This window comes from Catenuloplanes indicus (genome assembly GCF_030813715.1).
GTDB lineage: Bacteria > Actinomycetota > Actinomycetes > Mycobacteriales > Micromonosporaceae > Catenuloplanes > Catenuloplanes indicus.
In genome coordinates this window covers 9116643-9130308 of the sequence record NZ_JAUSUZ010000001.1, presented here as the reverse complement: position 1 = coordinate 9130308, position 13666 = coordinate 9116643, and the positions used below count along the sequence as shown (strand labels likewise).

Annotated in this window: 17 protein-coding genes and 1 riboswitch; of the genes, 10 read left to right on the top strand and 7 right to left on the bottom strand. The window is 73.5% G+C overall.

The features are described from left to right. Positions 1-35: 35 nt before the first annotated feature. Together J2S42_RS40985 and J2S42_RS40980 are read left to right on the top strand one after the other, a co-directional pair. On the top strand, positions 36-233 hold the full coding sequence (locus tag J2S42_RS40985) for an NmrA family NAD(P)-binding protein (protein ID WP_307248384.1): 198 nt from the start codon (positions 36-38) through the stop codon (positions 231-233). Further along, entirely contained in the window at positions 230-391 is a 162-nt protein-coding gene (locus J2S42_RS40980) for a hypothetical protein (RefSeq protein ID WP_307248382.1), read from the top strand. The genes J2S42_RS40985 and J2S42_RS40980 overlap by 4 nt, the downstream gene beginning before the upstream one ends. A 166-nt stretch (positions 392-557) precedes the next feature. On the opposite strand, the gene J2S42_RS40975 is transcribed toward J2S42_RS40980, so the two are convergent. Further along, entirely contained in the window at positions 558-1784 is a 1227-nt protein-coding gene (locus tag J2S42_RS40975; protein ID WP_307248379.1) for an MFS transporter, read from the bottom strand. Positions 1785-1824: 40 nt separating this feature from the next. On the opposite strand from J2S42_RS40975, the gene J2S42_RS40970 reads away from it, so the two are divergent. Genes J2S42_RS40970 through J2S42_RS40960 form a run of 3 tightly spaced genes read left to right on the top strand, consistent with a single transcriptional unit; the run spans position 1825 to position 4071 of the window. Then, positions 1825-2544 carry an alpha/beta fold hydrolase gene (locus tag J2S42_RS40970; protein ID WP_307248375.1) on the top strand — a complete coding sequence of 240 codons (720 nt, stop codon included), beginning with the start codon at positions 1825-1827 and terminating at the stop codon, positions 2542-2544. A 19-nt stretch (positions 2545-2563) separates the two neighbouring features. Continuing rightward, on the top strand, positions 2564-3349 hold the full coding sequence (locus J2S42_RS40965; RefSeq protein WP_307248373.1) for a helix-turn-helix domain-containing protein: 786 nt from the start codon (positions 2564-2566) through the stop codon (positions 3347-3349). Between the two features lie 11 nt (positions 3350-3360). Beyond that, positions 3361-4071, top strand: coding sequence for an SDR family NAD(P)-dependent oxidoreductase (locus tag J2S42_RS40960; RefSeq protein WP_307248370.1), 711 nt, complete (start codon positions 3361-3363; stop codon positions 4069-4071). Here the strand turns inward: J2S42_RS40960 and J2S42_RS40955 are convergent. Continuing rightward, positions 4068-4214, bottom strand: coding sequence for an SAM-dependent methyltransferase (locus J2S42_RS40955; protein ID WP_307249309.1), 147 nt, complete (start codon positions 4212-4214; stop codon positions 4068-4070). The genes J2S42_RS40960 and J2S42_RS40955 overlap by 4 nt on opposite strands. 109 nt (positions 4215-4323) lie before the next feature. Then, on the bottom strand, positions 4324-4641 hold the full coding sequence (locus J2S42_RS40950) for an SAM-dependent methyltransferase (protein ID WP_307248368.1): 318 nt from the start codon (positions 4639-4641) through the stop codon (positions 4324-4326). 129 nt (positions 4642-4770) lie between these two features. Here J2S42_RS40950 and J2S42_RS40945 point away from each other — a divergent pair, with 129 nt between their 5' ends. Beyond that, entirely contained in the window at positions 4771-5505 is a 735-nt protein-coding gene (locus J2S42_RS40945) for a hypothetical protein (protein WP_307248365.1), read from the top strand. Positions 5506-5553: 48 nt separating this feature from the next. Here the strand turns inward: J2S42_RS40945 and J2S42_RS40940 are convergent, their stop codons facing one another. Next, complete coding sequence (locus tag J2S42_RS40940; protein ID WP_307248364.1) at positions 5554-6054, bottom strand: peptide deformylase; 501 nt, start codon at positions 6052-6054, stop codon at positions 5554-5556. Between the two features lie 312 nt (positions 6055-6366). On the opposite strand from J2S42_RS40940, the gene J2S42_RS40935 reads away from it, so the two are divergent. Further along, positions 6367-6567, top strand: coding sequence for a DUF5999 family protein (locus J2S42_RS40935; RefSeq protein WP_033338317.1), 201 nt, complete (start codon positions 6367-6369; stop codon positions 6565-6567). Positions 6568-6858: 291 nt separating this feature from the next. Here the strand turns inward: J2S42_RS40935 and gcvP are convergent, their stop codons facing one another. Continuing rightward, on the bottom strand, positions 6859-9699 hold the full coding sequence (gene gcvP / locus J2S42_RS40930; protein WP_307248360.1) for an aminomethyl-transferring glycine dehydrogenase: 2841 nt from the start codon (positions 9697-9699) through the stop codon (positions 6859-6861). A gap of 75 nt (positions 9700-9774) precedes the next feature. After that, positions 9775-9864, bottom strand: a riboswitch (glycine riboswitch). Positions 9865-10095: 231 nt separating this feature from the next. On the opposite strand from gcvP, the gene J2S42_RS40925 reads away from it, so the two are divergent. The 3 genes from J2S42_RS40925 to J2S42_RS40915 are packed head-to-tail and all read left to right on the top strand — an operon-like array spanning position 10096 to position 12412. After that, the gene (locus J2S42_RS40925) at positions 10096-10866 is read left to right on the top strand and encodes an ATP-binding cassette domain-containing protein (RefSeq protein ID WP_307248357.1); all 771 of its coding nucleotides are present in this window, start codon (positions 10096-10098) and stop codon (positions 10864-10866) included. After that, positions 10863-11861 carry an L-glyceraldehyde 3-phosphate reductase gene (gene mgrA / locus J2S42_RS40920; protein ID WP_307248355.1) on the top strand — a complete coding sequence of 333 codons (999 nt, stop codon included), beginning with the start codon at positions 10863-10865 and terminating at the stop codon, positions 11859-11861. The genes J2S42_RS40925 and mgrA overlap by 4 nt, the downstream gene beginning before the upstream one ends. Next, entirely contained in the window at positions 11861-12412 is a 552-nt protein-coding gene (locus J2S42_RS40915) for a GNAT family N-acetyltransferase (protein ID WP_307248353.1), read from the top strand. The genes mgrA and J2S42_RS40915 overlap by 1 nt, the downstream gene beginning before the upstream one ends. A 54-nt stretch (positions 12413-12466) precedes the next feature. Here the strand turns inward: J2S42_RS40915 and J2S42_RS40910 are convergent, their stop codons facing one another. Both J2S42_RS40910 and J2S42_RS40905 read right to left on the bottom strand, forming a co-directional pair. Further along, on the bottom strand, positions 12467-12640 hold the full coding sequence (locus tag J2S42_RS40910) for a hypothetical protein (protein ID WP_307248351.1): 174 nt from the start codon (positions 12638-12640) through the stop codon (positions 12467-12469). Between the two features lie 85 nt (positions 12641-12725). Further along, complete coding sequence (locus J2S42_RS40905) at positions 12726-13634, bottom strand: NmrA family NAD(P)-binding protein (RefSeq protein WP_307248349.1); 909 nt, start codon at positions 13632-13634, stop codon at positions 12726-12728. Positions 13635-13666 lie beyond the last annotated feature (32 nt).

Here is a 13666-nt window from a genome sequence, read left to right as displayed (position 1 = left end):
GCTGTCCGCGTTCCGGATGTGGTTTCACCGGTGGCGTGCCCATTCTCGTCACCGGCGCGACCGGCACGGTCGGCCGCGCCCTCGTCCGGCACCTCGTGACCGACGGCCACGAGGTCCGCGCGCTGACCCGCGGCCCGGACCCGGCCGCCGCCCGCGCGCTGCCCCGTCCGTCGAGGTCGTCGCCGGCGACTTCGACGACCCACCCTCGCTGGTCCCGGCGCTGCGCGGCGTGACACGCCTGCACCTGGTCGCGATGGGCGGCGTCCTCGGCCCGGCCGCCGCGGACGTCATCACACTGGCCGAGGAGGCCGGCGTACGCCGCCTGGTCCACCTCGGCCACGACGACGTCAGCCGCGCCGACGACGATCCCCTCGGTCGCTGCGGCGGGTGACCGGCCACCCCGGCCGCCCGCACATCACGTGGGCCACGACCACACCGCTGACTTCCGCTGAGGGCGGCTGCGAGATCCTTTCATGCGTCAGCGCCCTTTCCGCCCGCGCGGAAAGGCGCTGACGCATGAAAGGATCTTGACGGTATCGGCGACACGGTCTCCTCGTTCACGACGGCACGGTGGCCGCGTCGGGGGCGCGGCGCAGGTTGCGGACGGCGGGAGTCAGCAGCAGGGCGGCGCAGCCCAACAGGCCGGCCGTGGCCGAGACGGCCAGCACGCGTTCCTCGCCGATCAAGGACGACACCGGCCCGGCCAAGGACTGGCCGATGGGGAGGCTGCCGTCGGAGCCGAGGACCTCGTAGGCGGTCAGCCGGTTCAGCATCCGCGGCGGGACCTGGGTCTGGACGCTGGTCTGCCACATCACCGACCAGAACGCCCAGGCGGCGCCGTTGACCGCAGCGGCGGCCAGCAGCATCGGCAGGGTGGCGTGCAGCGCGATCGCCAGGGGCAGCAGCACGTAGCCGGTCATCGCGACCGCGCCGGCCGCGAGCGGGCGGGACGGGCGGAGGCGGAGCGCGGCCAGGCCGCCGAGGATGGTGCCGGCGCCGACCGCGGACTGCGTCCAGCCGTACGCGGCCGGGCCGAGCGTGCCGCTGATCAGGACCGCGCCGAGCGGCAGCAGCGGGCCGAACAGGAACACGCCGAACGCGACCCAGACCAGGATGACGCCCCACAGCCAGGTCCGGGAGCGGAACTCGTGCCAGCCGGCGGCCAGGTCCGCGGCCATCGACGAGCGTTCGGTGCGTGGGACCGGGCCGACCCGGACGAACGCCAGGCAGAGCGCGCTGATCGCGAACGTGGCGGCGTCGACCGTGTAGACGACGCCGGCACCGGCGAAGCCGAACAGGATGCCCGCGGCGGCGGGGCCGAGCAGTTCCGCGATCGCGTTCGCGACCCGGATGGTGGCGTTGGCGCGCTGCGGGTCGTCGGTGACCAGCGGGATGATGCCGTTCACGCCGGGCTGGTACATCGCGGTGGCGGCGCCGCTCACGGCGGAACAGACGATCAGGAGCCCCAGCGACGGTACGCCGGTGAGGAACACGGCCGCGACCGTGCCCTGGGCGGCCAGCCGGACCAGGTCAGCGCCGAGCATCAGCGGGCGTGCACCGATCCGGTCCGCGATCACGCCGCCGAACAGGATGAAGCCGAGGAACGGCACCATCCAGGCGGCCAGCACCACGCCGATCCCGGTGGCGCCGTGGATGCCGCCGATGGCCAGCGCGGACGCGACCAGCAGCATGGCGTCGCCGAGGACGGAGACGGAGCGGGCCACGAAGTATCGGGCGAAGTTCGGCGTCCACAGCACGCGCTGATCTTCGCCGATGTGAGCCACGTCCGCGCGACGGCAGCGTACCCGCCGGTAATATTCCGGGGTGCAGAAGATCCTTGAGACGAGGGAATGGGGATCCGGGAACCGCGTGGCGGTGCTGATCCACGGCATGATCACCGATTCGCGCAGCTGGCACGAGGTCGGGCCGGCGCTGGCCGAGAAGGGCTACCGGGTGATCGCGCCGGACCTTCCCGGGCACGGTCACTCCCCCGCTCCGGACGGCGACCTGACCCTGCGGGACGTCGTGGACCTGCTGCTGCGTACCGTGCCGGCCGCGCCGGAGCTGGCGGTCGGGCACTCGCTCGGCGGCGTGGTGCTGGCCGCGGCCGTGGACGAGCTGCGCCCGGCACGTGCGGTCTACGTCGATCCGCCGCAGCGGCTGGACGACGGCGGGCACGGCCTGGCGGCCGCGATCGCGTACCTGGACAAGCGCAAGGCGGCCCGTAACCGCGAGACGCTGCAGCGCGACCGGCCGTGGTGGCCGGAGCGGGACATGCTCAACGAGATCGAGGCCGCGATGCGCTGGGACACCACCTCCACCGCGAAGCTGCTGGCGTCCGCGGTGGGCCGGGACCTGGCGCCGGCCGCGTCCGTGCCGTCGCTGCTGATCAGGGCGGATCCGAGCGAGTACGTACCGGACGACGCCGCGGTCGCGCGGCTCACCGGCGCCGGGATCACGGTCCGCACCGTCCCGGGCGCCGGCCACACCGTCTGGTACGGCCGCGTCGGCGAGTTCCTGTCCGCGATGGACGGCTGGATCTGACCCCGGCACACTCGGCACCGTGGCGGTTCACTCGGTGCCGGTGCACGGCGACGCGCGCGCGTGCGCGCCCCGCGTCGCCGCGCCGCACCCGGCGCTGCGCGGGCTGGTCGCCGGGTACGCCGGTTTCGGCCGGCCCGGCGCCCGGCCGGTCGCGCACCGGCTGCTGGCGCTGGCCGTCACCGCGCTCGTCGTGGACGTGGAGGCCGGCACCGCCGTGCTGACCGGGCCGCGATCCGCCGGTGGCGTCTGCGCCGGGCACCCGTGGGGGCACGGAGTGCTGGTCGCGCTCACGCCGCGCGGCGTGTCGGAGTTCCTCGGCGTACCCTCGGCCGATCTTCTGGACGGTGTGGTGGCGTGCGGGAGCCGCGCCGCGGAACTGGTGGACCGGCTGGCCGCGTCGCCGTCCTGGGACGCGCGCCGCGCCACGCTGGACGCGCTGCTGATCGCGCGCACCGGCCGGGACCGCGGGTCGCCGGCGGACGTGCTCGCGGACGCGGCGTGGCGGCTGCTGCACCGCGACGGCGCGCGGCCCGCGGACGTCGCCGCCACGCTCGGCGTCGGCCGCCGCCGCCTGGAGCTGGCCTGCCGTCACCGGCTCGGCCAGTCGCCCGCCCGGATCGCCCGGACAGCCCGCTTCCAGCGCGCGGTCGGCATGCTCACCCGCGGTCTGCCGCCCGCCGCGGTCGCGGCCCGGGCCGGCTACGCCGACCAGCCACACCTGACCCGCGAGTCGGGGGCGTTGGCCGGCCTCACGCCCGGCGCGCTGCGCGCGATTCTTCAAGACGCCGCGCCGGTACGCCGATAGCGTCCGGAACCATGACCCTCCACGGAAAGACCGCGCTGGTGACCGGCGGCTCGCGGGGCATCGGCCGGGCGATCGTGCACCGGCTGTCCGCGCTCGGCGCGCGCGTCGTCTACACGTACCGCCGCGACGCCGTCGATCTCCGGCGGGACGGCGTGCTGGCGGTCCGGGCCGACCAGGCCGATCCGGGCGCGCTGGACGCGATGTTCGCGCCGGTCCGCGCGTGCGGGCTGGACATCCTGGTCAACAACGCCGCGATCGCGCCGAGCATCCCGCTGGCGGAGCTGACCGGTGACGACTTCGACCGGGTGATGGCGATCAACACGCGGTTCCCGCTGCTGGCGATCCGGGAGGCGGCCACGCTGATGCGCGACCACGGCCGAATCGTCAACCTGTCCACGCTGAACACCGTGGTGGCCGGCCCCGGGCTCGCGCTCTACTGCGCCAGCAAGGCCGCGCTGGAGCAGATCACCGCGGTCGCCGCCCGCGAACTCGGCCCGCGCGGCATCACGGCCAACACGGTCTCGCCCGGCCAGACCGACACCGACATGCTGCGCGCCACCGCACCCTGGGAACGGATCGAGGCGACCGCGGCGGCGTTCGGCGCGCTCGGCCGGGTCGGCACCGCCGACGAGGTCGCCGCGGTCGTCGCCTGGCTGGCCGGCCCGGACGCGGGCTGGATCACCGGCCAGAACATCCGCGCGACCGGTGGCCTGATCGTCTAGGGCTTGCGGCCCAGGCCGCAGCGGCCGTCCATCGGCGGTGGGTTCGCGCCCGGTTCCGGGCGCCACCGCGGGATCGGCACCGCACCCGGCGGGACGAGGTCGAGGCCGTCGAAGTAGCCGGCGACCTGCTCTGGCGTACGCAGGTGGTTCGGGTGGCGGCCTGGTTCGCGGCCGTGACCGCGGCGATGATGCCCGGGCTGGTGTCGACGACGTCGGAGACCGTGAGGTAGCTGCCGGGCGGCGGGCCGGCCGTCAGCCGGGCGACGACCGCGCGGGCGGCGCCGTGGTCGCGGGCGCGATCCGCCGGGCGATCTCGTGCGTGTTGTTCGCGGTGGGCAGGCCGGCGCCGATGTCCAGAACCTGGCGCACCCGCCGCGTCCCCGGCCAGGTAGGTGACCGCACGGACCAGGAACCTGCGCTGCTCGCGGGCGAGAACCACGATGTCCGGCACGCCTGGCGGATCCGGTCGCCGACGGTCCGGTCGACCGGGAAGTCGTCCGTGCCGCCGAGCAGGTGGTTCCACACCCGGGCGCTGCTCACCGTGGTCGTGTCGGGCTGTGCCTCGGTCATGTCGCGGCCTCCGTCGGCGGGTGGCCGTCGACGCGACAGTACCGCCGGGCCGGCCGCCGCGGCGTCCCGTGCCGGGATCCGGGCGTGCCGGTGCCATCATGGGCCGGTTGCCGAGAATCGGGGGTCCGGGTGTATCAGCTGGCTGCGGTCGTCGCCGAGGCGGCGCTGCTCCGGGAACGGGTGACCGGATCGCGCCACGGGGTGGTCGCGGAGCTGCGGCACGGGATGGCGCTGGTACCGGCCGGCGACGCGCTGCGCGAGGAGCTGACCGGTGCGGCCGGGACCGGCGACGCCGCGTGGGAGCGGGTGCTGGCCGGGTGGTCCGCGCACGGGCCGCTGGCGTTCGTGCGGGCCGGCTTCTTCGGCGGGGACGGAGAGCAGTCCGCCGAGGTGTGGCGCGACGGGAAGCTTGCCTGGGGGCCGGTCGTCGACGACCGGTTCGACGGCCCGCGGGAGGGGTGGCCGATCAACGCGGCGCTGGCCCGGCTCGGCGTGCGGCCGAGCGGCCGTACCTACGCGCACGACCCGGGGCGGGCCCTGGACCTGTTCGACGAGGTCGGCCTCGGGATGGAGCGGGACGTGGCGGACTGGGTGGCCTACGCACGCGCCGGCCGGACACCCGCGCACGTCGAGGCGCCGGCGCGCGCGGCACGCCGCCGCGAGGAGGAGCGGGCGCTGGCGGAGATCACGCCGGATCTGGACGGCCGGGAGATCATGGCATTGCTCGGCATCCCGCCCGGCCCGCTGGTCGGTGCGGCGACCCGGCGGCTGCGGCAGGTGCGCGCCGCACGTGGTCCACTGTCGCGCGCCGAGGCCGAGGCCGCGCTGCGCGCCTGGGCACACGCACAGGGCCTCGGCCAGTGATGCTCCCGGCCGCCAAGCCTTCCGCCCCGCTCGGTGGTGGGCGGTTGGCTACGCCCGGGACCAGGAGGCCGCGCGGATCTCGCGGAGCGCCGCCCGGCGCGCGTCGCCGCGCAGCGTGTCGACGTAGAGCCGGCCGGCCAGGTGGTCGGTCTCGTGCTGCAGGATCCGGGCGAGGTATCCCTCGCCCTCGATGACCAGCGGCTCACCGTGCTGATCGACGCCACGCACCGTGGCGGTGAGCGCGCGCACGGTCGGGAAGTACAGCCCCGGGACGGACAGGCAGCCCTCGTCGTCCTCCTCGGTCTCCGCGCCGAGCTCGATGGTCGGGTTGACGACATGGCCGCGGTGCCCGGCGCTGTCGTCGTAGACGAACACGGCCGCGCTCACGCCGATCTGCGGCGCCGCCACACCGGCCCGGCCGGGCTTGCCGAGCAGCGTGTCCATCAGGTCGGTCACCAGCTCGCGGAGACCGGCGTCGAACGTGGTCACGGTCTCGGCGGGGCTGCGCAGGACCGCGTCGCCGAGCACTCGGATGGGCCGCATCGTCATGACCGACAGGCTAACGGACTCCTTACCCGGGCAGCGACGCGACACCGCGTGACCGGACGGGTGGCGGACAATCGGTGTGGCAGGTGTGGCGTGGGCGAGTCACACTCGGAGCGTGACAGCGATGACGATCTCCGTAACGCTGGGATCACCCCGGGTGGGAGCGATCCCATCCATCCGGGCGGACCTAGATCAGCCGAACGGAGGATTCACGTTCATTCGCGCGCCGCGCGCTCGGCGGTGCGCTACCGCCTTGGTAATGTGCATCACCGGGCATGTGAAACATGCCACAGAAACCCCGGACCGGAGACCCCGATGTGCCAGCACCAAAGCCCCTGTCCGACCTCTGATGCCACCGATCGGGAGGCCGCGAAGGTGATCGCGTCCTTCCCGGAGCAGGGTTGGAGCCTGCTCTGCAACGGTGTCATCGTCTTCGAGGACACGGGCGAACTGCTGCCGGACGGCAGCTGCATCGAGCCCCACCGCGGCCCCGCGCGGCACGCCCTGGCGGCTTGATCCCACTCAGCCGGACGTCAACGACGCCACTCCGGCGGTGACCTCACCGGGTCACTTCTCGTCACGCACCGTGCAGGTGCGGCTCAGCGTCGAGCTTCCTCTCCGTAACCGATCGGTCGTCTGCGACGGCCGGTCCGGCGCGTGCTGCCTCCCACCGGAGGCCCCCCGGACCGGCGCCCGGAGACCACCACCGCGAAAAGCCGGGCAGCGCGCTGCCCGGCTTTCGCGCATCCGCCGTCAGTCCTCGAACGCCTCCGGCGGCCGTCAGTCCTCGGACGCCTCCGGCGGCCGTCAGTCCTCGAACGCCTCCGGCGCCGGGCAGGAGCAGACCAGGTTCCGGTCACCGAACGCGCCGTCGATGCGGCGGACCGGCGGCCAGTACTTCGCGGCCCGGTCCACGCCGGGCGGGAACGCGGCCACGGAGCGCGGGTAGGCGTGCGCCCACTCGTCCGCGGAGACGGACGCGGCGGTGTGCGGCGCGTTCGACAGCGGGCTGTCCGCCAGCGGCCACTCCCCCGCCTCGACCCGGGCGATCTCCTCCCGGATGGCGATCATCGCGTCGCAGAACCGGTCCAGCTCGGCCAGGTCCTCGGACTCGGTCGGCTCCACCATCAGCGTGCCGGCCACCGGGAACGACATGGTGGGCGCGTGGAAGCCGTAGTCGATCAAGCGCTTGGCCACGTCGTCCACGGTCACGCCGGTCGCCTTGGTGAGCGGGCGCAGGTCCAGGATGCACTCGTGCGCGACCAGGCCCTTGTTGCCCGCGTACAGCACCGGGTAGTGGTTGCGCAGCCGGGCGGCCACGTAGTTCGCGGCGAGCACGGCGGCGCCGGTCGCGGCGACCAGCCCGTCCGGGCCCATCATCCGCAGGTACGCCCACGGGATCGGCAGGATCCCGGCGGAGCCGTGGTTCGCGGCGGACACCGCGCCGACCGCGCCCTCCGCGGCCGGCACCAGCGGGTCACCCGGCAGGTACGGCGCCAGGTGCTCGCGGACCGCGACCGGGCCGACGCCGGGACCGCCGCCGCCGTGCGGGATGCAGAACGTCTTGTGCAGGTTCAGGTGCGACACGTCCGCGCCGAACTTGCCCGGCTTGGCGAAGCCGACCAGCGCGTTCAGGTTCGCGCCGTCCACGTACACCTGGCCGCCGGCCTCGTGCACCTTGGCGCAGAGCGCGGCGATGCCGGTCTCGTAGACGCCGTGGGTGGACGGGTAGGTCACCATGATCGCGGCGAGCGAGTCCCGGTGCTGCTCGATCTTGCGGTCCAGGTCGGCCAGGTCGACCGTGCCGTCGTCCTGGGACGCGACCACGACGACCTTCATGCCGGCCATCACCGCGGAGGCCGCGTTGGTGCCGTGCGCGGACGACGGGATCAGGCAGACCGTACGCCGCGCGTCGCCGTTGGCCAGGTGATAGCCGCGGATCGCGAGCAGGCCGGCCAGCTCACCCTGAGAGCCGGCGTTCGGCTGCACGCTGACCTTGTCGTAGCCGGTGACCTCGGCCAGCCAGCCCTCCAGCTGGCCGATCAGCTGCTCGTAGCCGGCGGCCTGCGCGGCCGGGGCGAACGGGTGCAGCTGGGAGAACTCCGGCCAGGTGATCGCCTCCATCTCCGCGGTCGCGTTCAGCTTCATGGTGCAGGAGCCGAGCGGGATCATGCCGCGGTCCAGCGCGTAGTCCATGTCCGACAGGCGGCGCAGGTAGCGCAGCATCGCGGTCTCGGAGTGGTGGCTGGAGAACACCGGGTGCGTGAGGTACTCCGACGTCCGGACAAGTGCCTCCGGGAACGCGGCGGCGGCCCCGTCCGGGATGCCGGTCCCGCCGAACGCCGCGACGACGGCCTCGAGGTGCGCCACGGTCGTGGTCTCGTCGCACGCGATGCCGAGGTGGTCGGCGTCCACCCGGCGCAGGTTGATGCCGGACCTCTCGGCGGCAAGAGCGATGTCCACGGCCTTCGCGGGTACGCGGACGAGCAGCGTGTCGAAGAAGTCCTCGTGCACGACCTCGACGCCGTCGATCTCGCGCAGCGCCGTGGCCAGCTGCGACGCGCGCAGGTGCACCCGGCGCGCGATCGACTGCAGCCCGGCCGGGCCGTGGTAGACCGCGTACATACTGGCCATCACCGCGAGCAGCACCTGCGCGGTGCAGATGTTGCTGGTCGCCTTCTCCCGGCGGATGTGCTGCTCACGCGTCTGCAGCGCCAGCCGGTACGCCGGGGCGCCGTCCGCGTCCTTGGACACGCCGACCAGCCGCCCGGGCAGCGAGCGCTCCAGGCCGGACCGGACCGCGAGGTAACCGGCGTGCGGGCCACCGAAGCCCATCGGCACGCCGAAGCGCTGGGTGGTGCCGGCCGCGATGTCCGCGCCGATCTCACCGGGCGAGCGCAGCAGCGTCAGCGCCAGCAGGTCGGCCGCGACCGTGACCAGCGCGCCGCGCGCGTGCGCGGTCTCGATCAGCGCGGCGTCGTCCCGGATCACGCCGGACGCGCCCGGGTACTGCAGGTGCAGGCCGAAGAACTCGGCCGGCAGCTCCTCCGCGGTCAGGTCCACGACGCGCACCTCGATGCCGAGCGGCTCGGCCCGGGTGAGGATCACGTTCAGCGACTGCGGCAGCGTCTCCGCGTCCACCACGTACACGCTGGACTTGCTCCTGGAGGAGCGGCGGGCGAGCGTCATCGCCTCGGCGACCGCGGTGGCCTCGTCCAGCATCGACGCGTTCGCCGTGGTCAGGCCGGTCAGGTCGGCGACCATGGTCTGGAAGTTGAGCAGCGCCTCGAGGCGGCCCTGGGAGATCTCCGGCTGGTACGGCGTGTACGCGGTGTACCAGGCCGGGTTCTCCAGCACGTTGCGCAGGATCACGCCGGGCGTGTGCGTGCCGTGGTACCCCAGGCCGATCATCGAGGTGGCGACCGTGTTGCGCGCGGCGAGCGCGCGCAGCTCGGCCAGCGCCTCCGCCTCGGTGACCGCGGCCGGCAGGTCCAGCGTGCCGTGCCAGCGGATGACCTCGGGGATCGCGACGTCCATCAGCTCCTCGACGGAGCCGTACCCGATGGTCTCGACCATGCGGCGCTGCTCGGCCGCGTTCGGGCCGATGTGGCGCGAGGCGAAGAGATCGGGGTCGAAAGTGGCGGTCATGCGGCTCCTCGGGCGAAGAGGTCGACAGAATCAACCTCCCCCTCTGTCGCACGGTGGAACCGTGCTTCAGAGTCGCCTGCCCGTACGGTCCTTTTGCCTGAGAGGTTCCGGGGAGGATTTGCCCCTTCGGCGCCCGAGAAGTCGAGTCTCTCCCGTACGGATGATGCCGGCACCGCCAACGGTAGCAGTGATCATGTTTCAGGCCGATCTCGGCGGCCGTCCGGGCCCTTCGGCGCTTGCGGACGACTGCTCGACGACTACCCGTTGACGGCGGAACCGGCCGGATGTTTCCATTTTCTCGCGTTTAGCATTATCGCAGGTGAAACGGGTGCAAACAGGCGGAAAACCACACGCTCGGGGGCGCGTTTGAGCATCGGAGATGCACGTTCCGGGCTCGTGCTCAGCGTGCGGCAGGTCACGGCCGGCTTCGGCGGCGACCGGCCCGCGCTGTGCGAGGTCTCGTTCGACCTGCCCGCCGGTGCCGTGCTCGGCGTGGCCGGCGAGCCGGGCAGCGGCCGCAGCACGCTCACCCGCGTGCTCACCGGCGACCACGTCGCGCACACCGGCACGCTCACGCTGCGGCCGCGGGACGGCGGCCCCGAGATCGAGCTGCGGGCGGACACGCCCCGGCCCAGCCGGGCGGAACGGCTGGCGGCCGCGTCCCCCCGCGTGCTGGACACGGCCGACCCGGTGCTCACCCCCAGGCAGCGGCACGCGGACGTACTGGTCATCGACGACGCCCCGGCCGGATCGGCGGCCGCGCTGGCCCGGCTGCGTGACCGGTACGGGTTCGCGATCGTGGTCACCTGCACCGGCCCGGGCGCGCTGCGCGGCGTGGCGGACGAGGTCGCGGTGCTCTACGGCGGGCGGATCGTCGAACACGGCCGGGCCGAGGACGTGTGGGCCGGACCGCACCACCCGCACACGATCGACCTGTTCCGCGGCCGGGACTCCGCGGCCGCGCCCTCCGGCGGGCCGGGGTGCCCCTACCGCGCGCGGTGCGCGTACCGAATGAGGGTCTGTGACGACACGGATCCCGCGCTGGACCTGATCACCGTGGGAGACGGCGGGACCACGATGGCCGCCTGCCTGCAGTACGACCGGGACGTACCCGATCCGGCGCTGCTGACCGACCGTCGTACCGCGGGGTTAGGCTCACCGGCGTGACGACGTACAACCCCGCACGTGACCGCTACCAGACCATGACCTACCGGCGATCCGGCCGCAGTGGGCTGAAGCTGCCCGCGATCTCGCTCGGCCTCTGGCACAACTTCGGTGACACCCGGCCGCTGGAGACCCAGCGCGAGATCGTCCGGCGGGCGTTCGACCTCGGCGTCACCCACTTCGACCTGGCCAACAACTACGGCCCGCCGCCCGGCTCCGCCGAGTCCAACTTCGGCCGGCTGCTGGCCACCGACCTGAAGCCGTACCGGGACGAGATCGTCATCTCCTCCAAGGCCGGCTACCACATGTGGGACGGGCCGTACGGCGAGTGGGGCTCGCGCAAGCAGCTCGTCTCGTCGCTGGACCAGTCGCTGCGCCGGCTCGGCGTGGACTACGTCGACATCTTCTACCACCACCGCCCCGACCCGGAGACGCCGCTCGAGGAGACGATGGCCGCGCTGGACGCGATCGTCCGCTCCGGCAAGGCGCTCTACGTCGGCATCTCCAACTACACGGCCGAGCAGACCACCCGCGCCGCCGAGCTCCTCCGCACGCTCGGCACCCCGCTGCTGATCCACCAGCCGTCGTACTCGATGCTCAACCGCTGGATCGAGCGCGACGGCCTGCTCGACGCGCTGGAGACCGCCGGCGCCGGCTGCATCGCGTTCAGCCCGCTGCAGCAGGGCCTGCTCACCGACCGTTACCTCTCCGGCGTGCCGTCCGACTCCCGCGTCGCGACCAGCCACTTCCTGAACGAGAGCGACCTGTCCGAGGACACCATGGGCAAGGTCCGCGCGCTCAACGAGATCGCGTCCGGCCGCGGCCAGTCCCTCGCCCAGCTCGCGCTCGCCTGGGCGCTGCGCGACCCGCGGATGACCAGCCTGATCATCGGCGCGTCCAGCACCACCCAGCTGGAGACGAACATCGCCGCGCTCGGCAACCTCGCGTTCTCCGACGACGAGCTCGCCGAGATCGAGAAGTACGCGGTCGACCGTTGATGTTCGAGGTACCGATCGGCTCCGGCGACGCGGTCCTCCGTCCGCTGGAGCCATGGCAGGCCGGCGAGCTGCTGGCCAACATCGACCGGGGCCGCGAGTTCATCGGCCGGTTCATCGGCCTGGCCGACGCCATCACCACGCCGGAGACCGCGACGGCGTTCCTGACCGGGTACGCGGAGAAGGCCGCCGCCGACACCGGGCGCATCTGGGGCATCTGGTCCGCCGGCACGCTGGTCGGCGGCGTGCTCTTCCGGACGATGAGCGTGCCGAACGGTACGGCCGAGGCCGGTGCCTGGCTGGAGCCGTCCGCGGCCGGCCGGGGTCTGATCACCCGGGCGACCGCGCTGATCATCGACTGGGCGATCCGCGAGCGCGGCCTGCACCGCGTCGAATGGCAGGTGTCGGCCGGCAACACCGCCAGCATCGCGGTCGCCCGCCGCCTCGGCATGACCCGCGAGGGCGTGCTCCGCCAGGCGTACACGCTGCGCGGCACCCGGTACGACATCGAGATCTGGTCGGTGCTGGCATCGGAGTGGAGGACACCGGCCTGAGCGCCGGCGGGGCCCGGGAGCGGGAGCGGATCGCGCGCTCCCGGCCTCGCTGCTCTAGGACTTGCCCAGCACCCGGCGGACCGCGGCCAGGAGATCACGCTCGAACGCGGCCACCTGACCGTCGTGCAGGCCGGTACGGTAGTCCGGGTCGCCGTCGCGGGTCTCGTCACGCACACCGTTCAGACCGTCGGTGTGGCCGTCGGCGTACGCGGTCAGGGCTTCGTCCATGGGATCCTCCTGTGCAGACACGAGCGGTACCCTCGCACGCCGGAAAACCCCAGGTCACCGGCCGTTCGGCCAGCCCCGCTGTCGGCTATCTTCCTCCGGCACCACCCGCGATCGCGGCACTACGCTCCGCCGCCGGCCGGAGCACCTCCCGGCACCACTGCCGGAATGTGGTCGGCCCGGTCGTGCCCGGCGTCCGCGCCACGCCCGCGTCCAGGCCGTCGTTCTTGGCCAGTGCCATGTCCAGCAGACTCCGCGCCATCGGCTCGGTGTTCCCGGCCCGCATCATCGCCGCCACGAACGCGTCCCCCGGCACCTGCCGGTACCGGACCGGCCGCCCCAGCACCTCACCCGCGATCTCCGCGATCCGGTCGAACGTCAGATCCTCCGGGCCGAGCACCGGCACCTCGGCCCGCCCGGTCCACGTGCGGTCGCGCAGCAGCCGGACCGCGGCCGCGGCGACGTCCCGCGTGGCGACGTGCGGCATCGCCAGATCCGGCCGGTGCGGGCCGTAGAACACGCCGTCCGTGATGATCGGCCCGACGTGCCGCAGCAGATTGTCCATGAAGGACGACGTCACCAGCGCACGGTACGCCGCGGCGGTCCCGGCGATCAGGTCGTCCATCGCGTGCGTGGCGGTCACCCGCCCGGCCCGCGCCGCGACCGGCGTCCCGCGCCCGAGCGCGGACACCGCGACCACCCGCCGGCCGGCGAGCGCGTCCAGCACCGGCCGCGCGAACCCGGCGAAGGCCTGATCCACCCCCGCCGCGGCCGGATCCGGCGGCACCAGCCAGAACACGGTGTCCGCACCGTCCACGGCCGCGGCCATCACGTCCGGGTCACCGTGCGAGCCGGTCACCACCTCGGCCTGCGCGGCGACTCCCGGCGCCAGCCGCGCCGGATCACGCGCGACCACCCGGACCGGCACGTCCGCGTCGAGCAGCCCGCGCACCACGTGCGCACCGATCTGACCGGTGGGAGCGGTAACTACGATCATCGTTTCTCTTCCTCCGTGCGGTATCGACGTGT

What these genes read in the sequence shown, in the direction of transcription:
- J2S42_RS40935 (WP_033338317.1), top strand. Translation starts at nt 6,367, where the DNA reads ATGTGCCAGCACCAAAGCCCCTGTCCGACCTCTGATGCCACCGATCGG.
- J2S42_RS40940 (WP_307248364.1), bottom strand. Translation starts at nt 6,054, where the DNA reads ATGACGATGCGGCCCATCCGAGTGCTCGGCGACGCGGTCCTGCGCAGC.
- J2S42_RS40905 (WP_307248349.1), bottom strand. Translation starts at nt 13,634, where the DNA reads ATGATCGTAGTTACCGCTCCCACCGGTCAGATCGGTGCGCACGTGGTG.
- J2S42_RS40960 (WP_307248370.1), top strand. Translation starts at nt 3,361, where the DNA reads ATGACCCTCCACGGAAAGACCGCGCTGGTGACCGGCGGCTCGCGGGGC.
- gcvP (WP_307248360.1), bottom strand. Translation starts at nt 9,699, where the DNA reads ATGACCGCCACTTTCGACCCCGATCTCTTCGCCTCGCGCCACATCGGC.
- J2S42_RS40915 (WP_307248353.1), top strand. Translation starts at nt 11,861, where the DNA reads ATGTTCGAGGTACCGATCGGCTCCGGCGACGCGGTCCTCCGTCCGCTG.
- J2S42_RS40950 (WP_307248368.1), bottom strand. Translation starts at nt 4,641, where the DNA reads ATGACCGAGGCACAGCCCGACACGACCACGGTGAGCAGCGCCCGGGTG.
- J2S42_RS40910 (WP_307248351.1), bottom strand. Translation starts at nt 12,640, where the DNA reads ATGGACGAAGCCCTGACCGCGTACGCCGACGGCCACACCGACGGTCTG.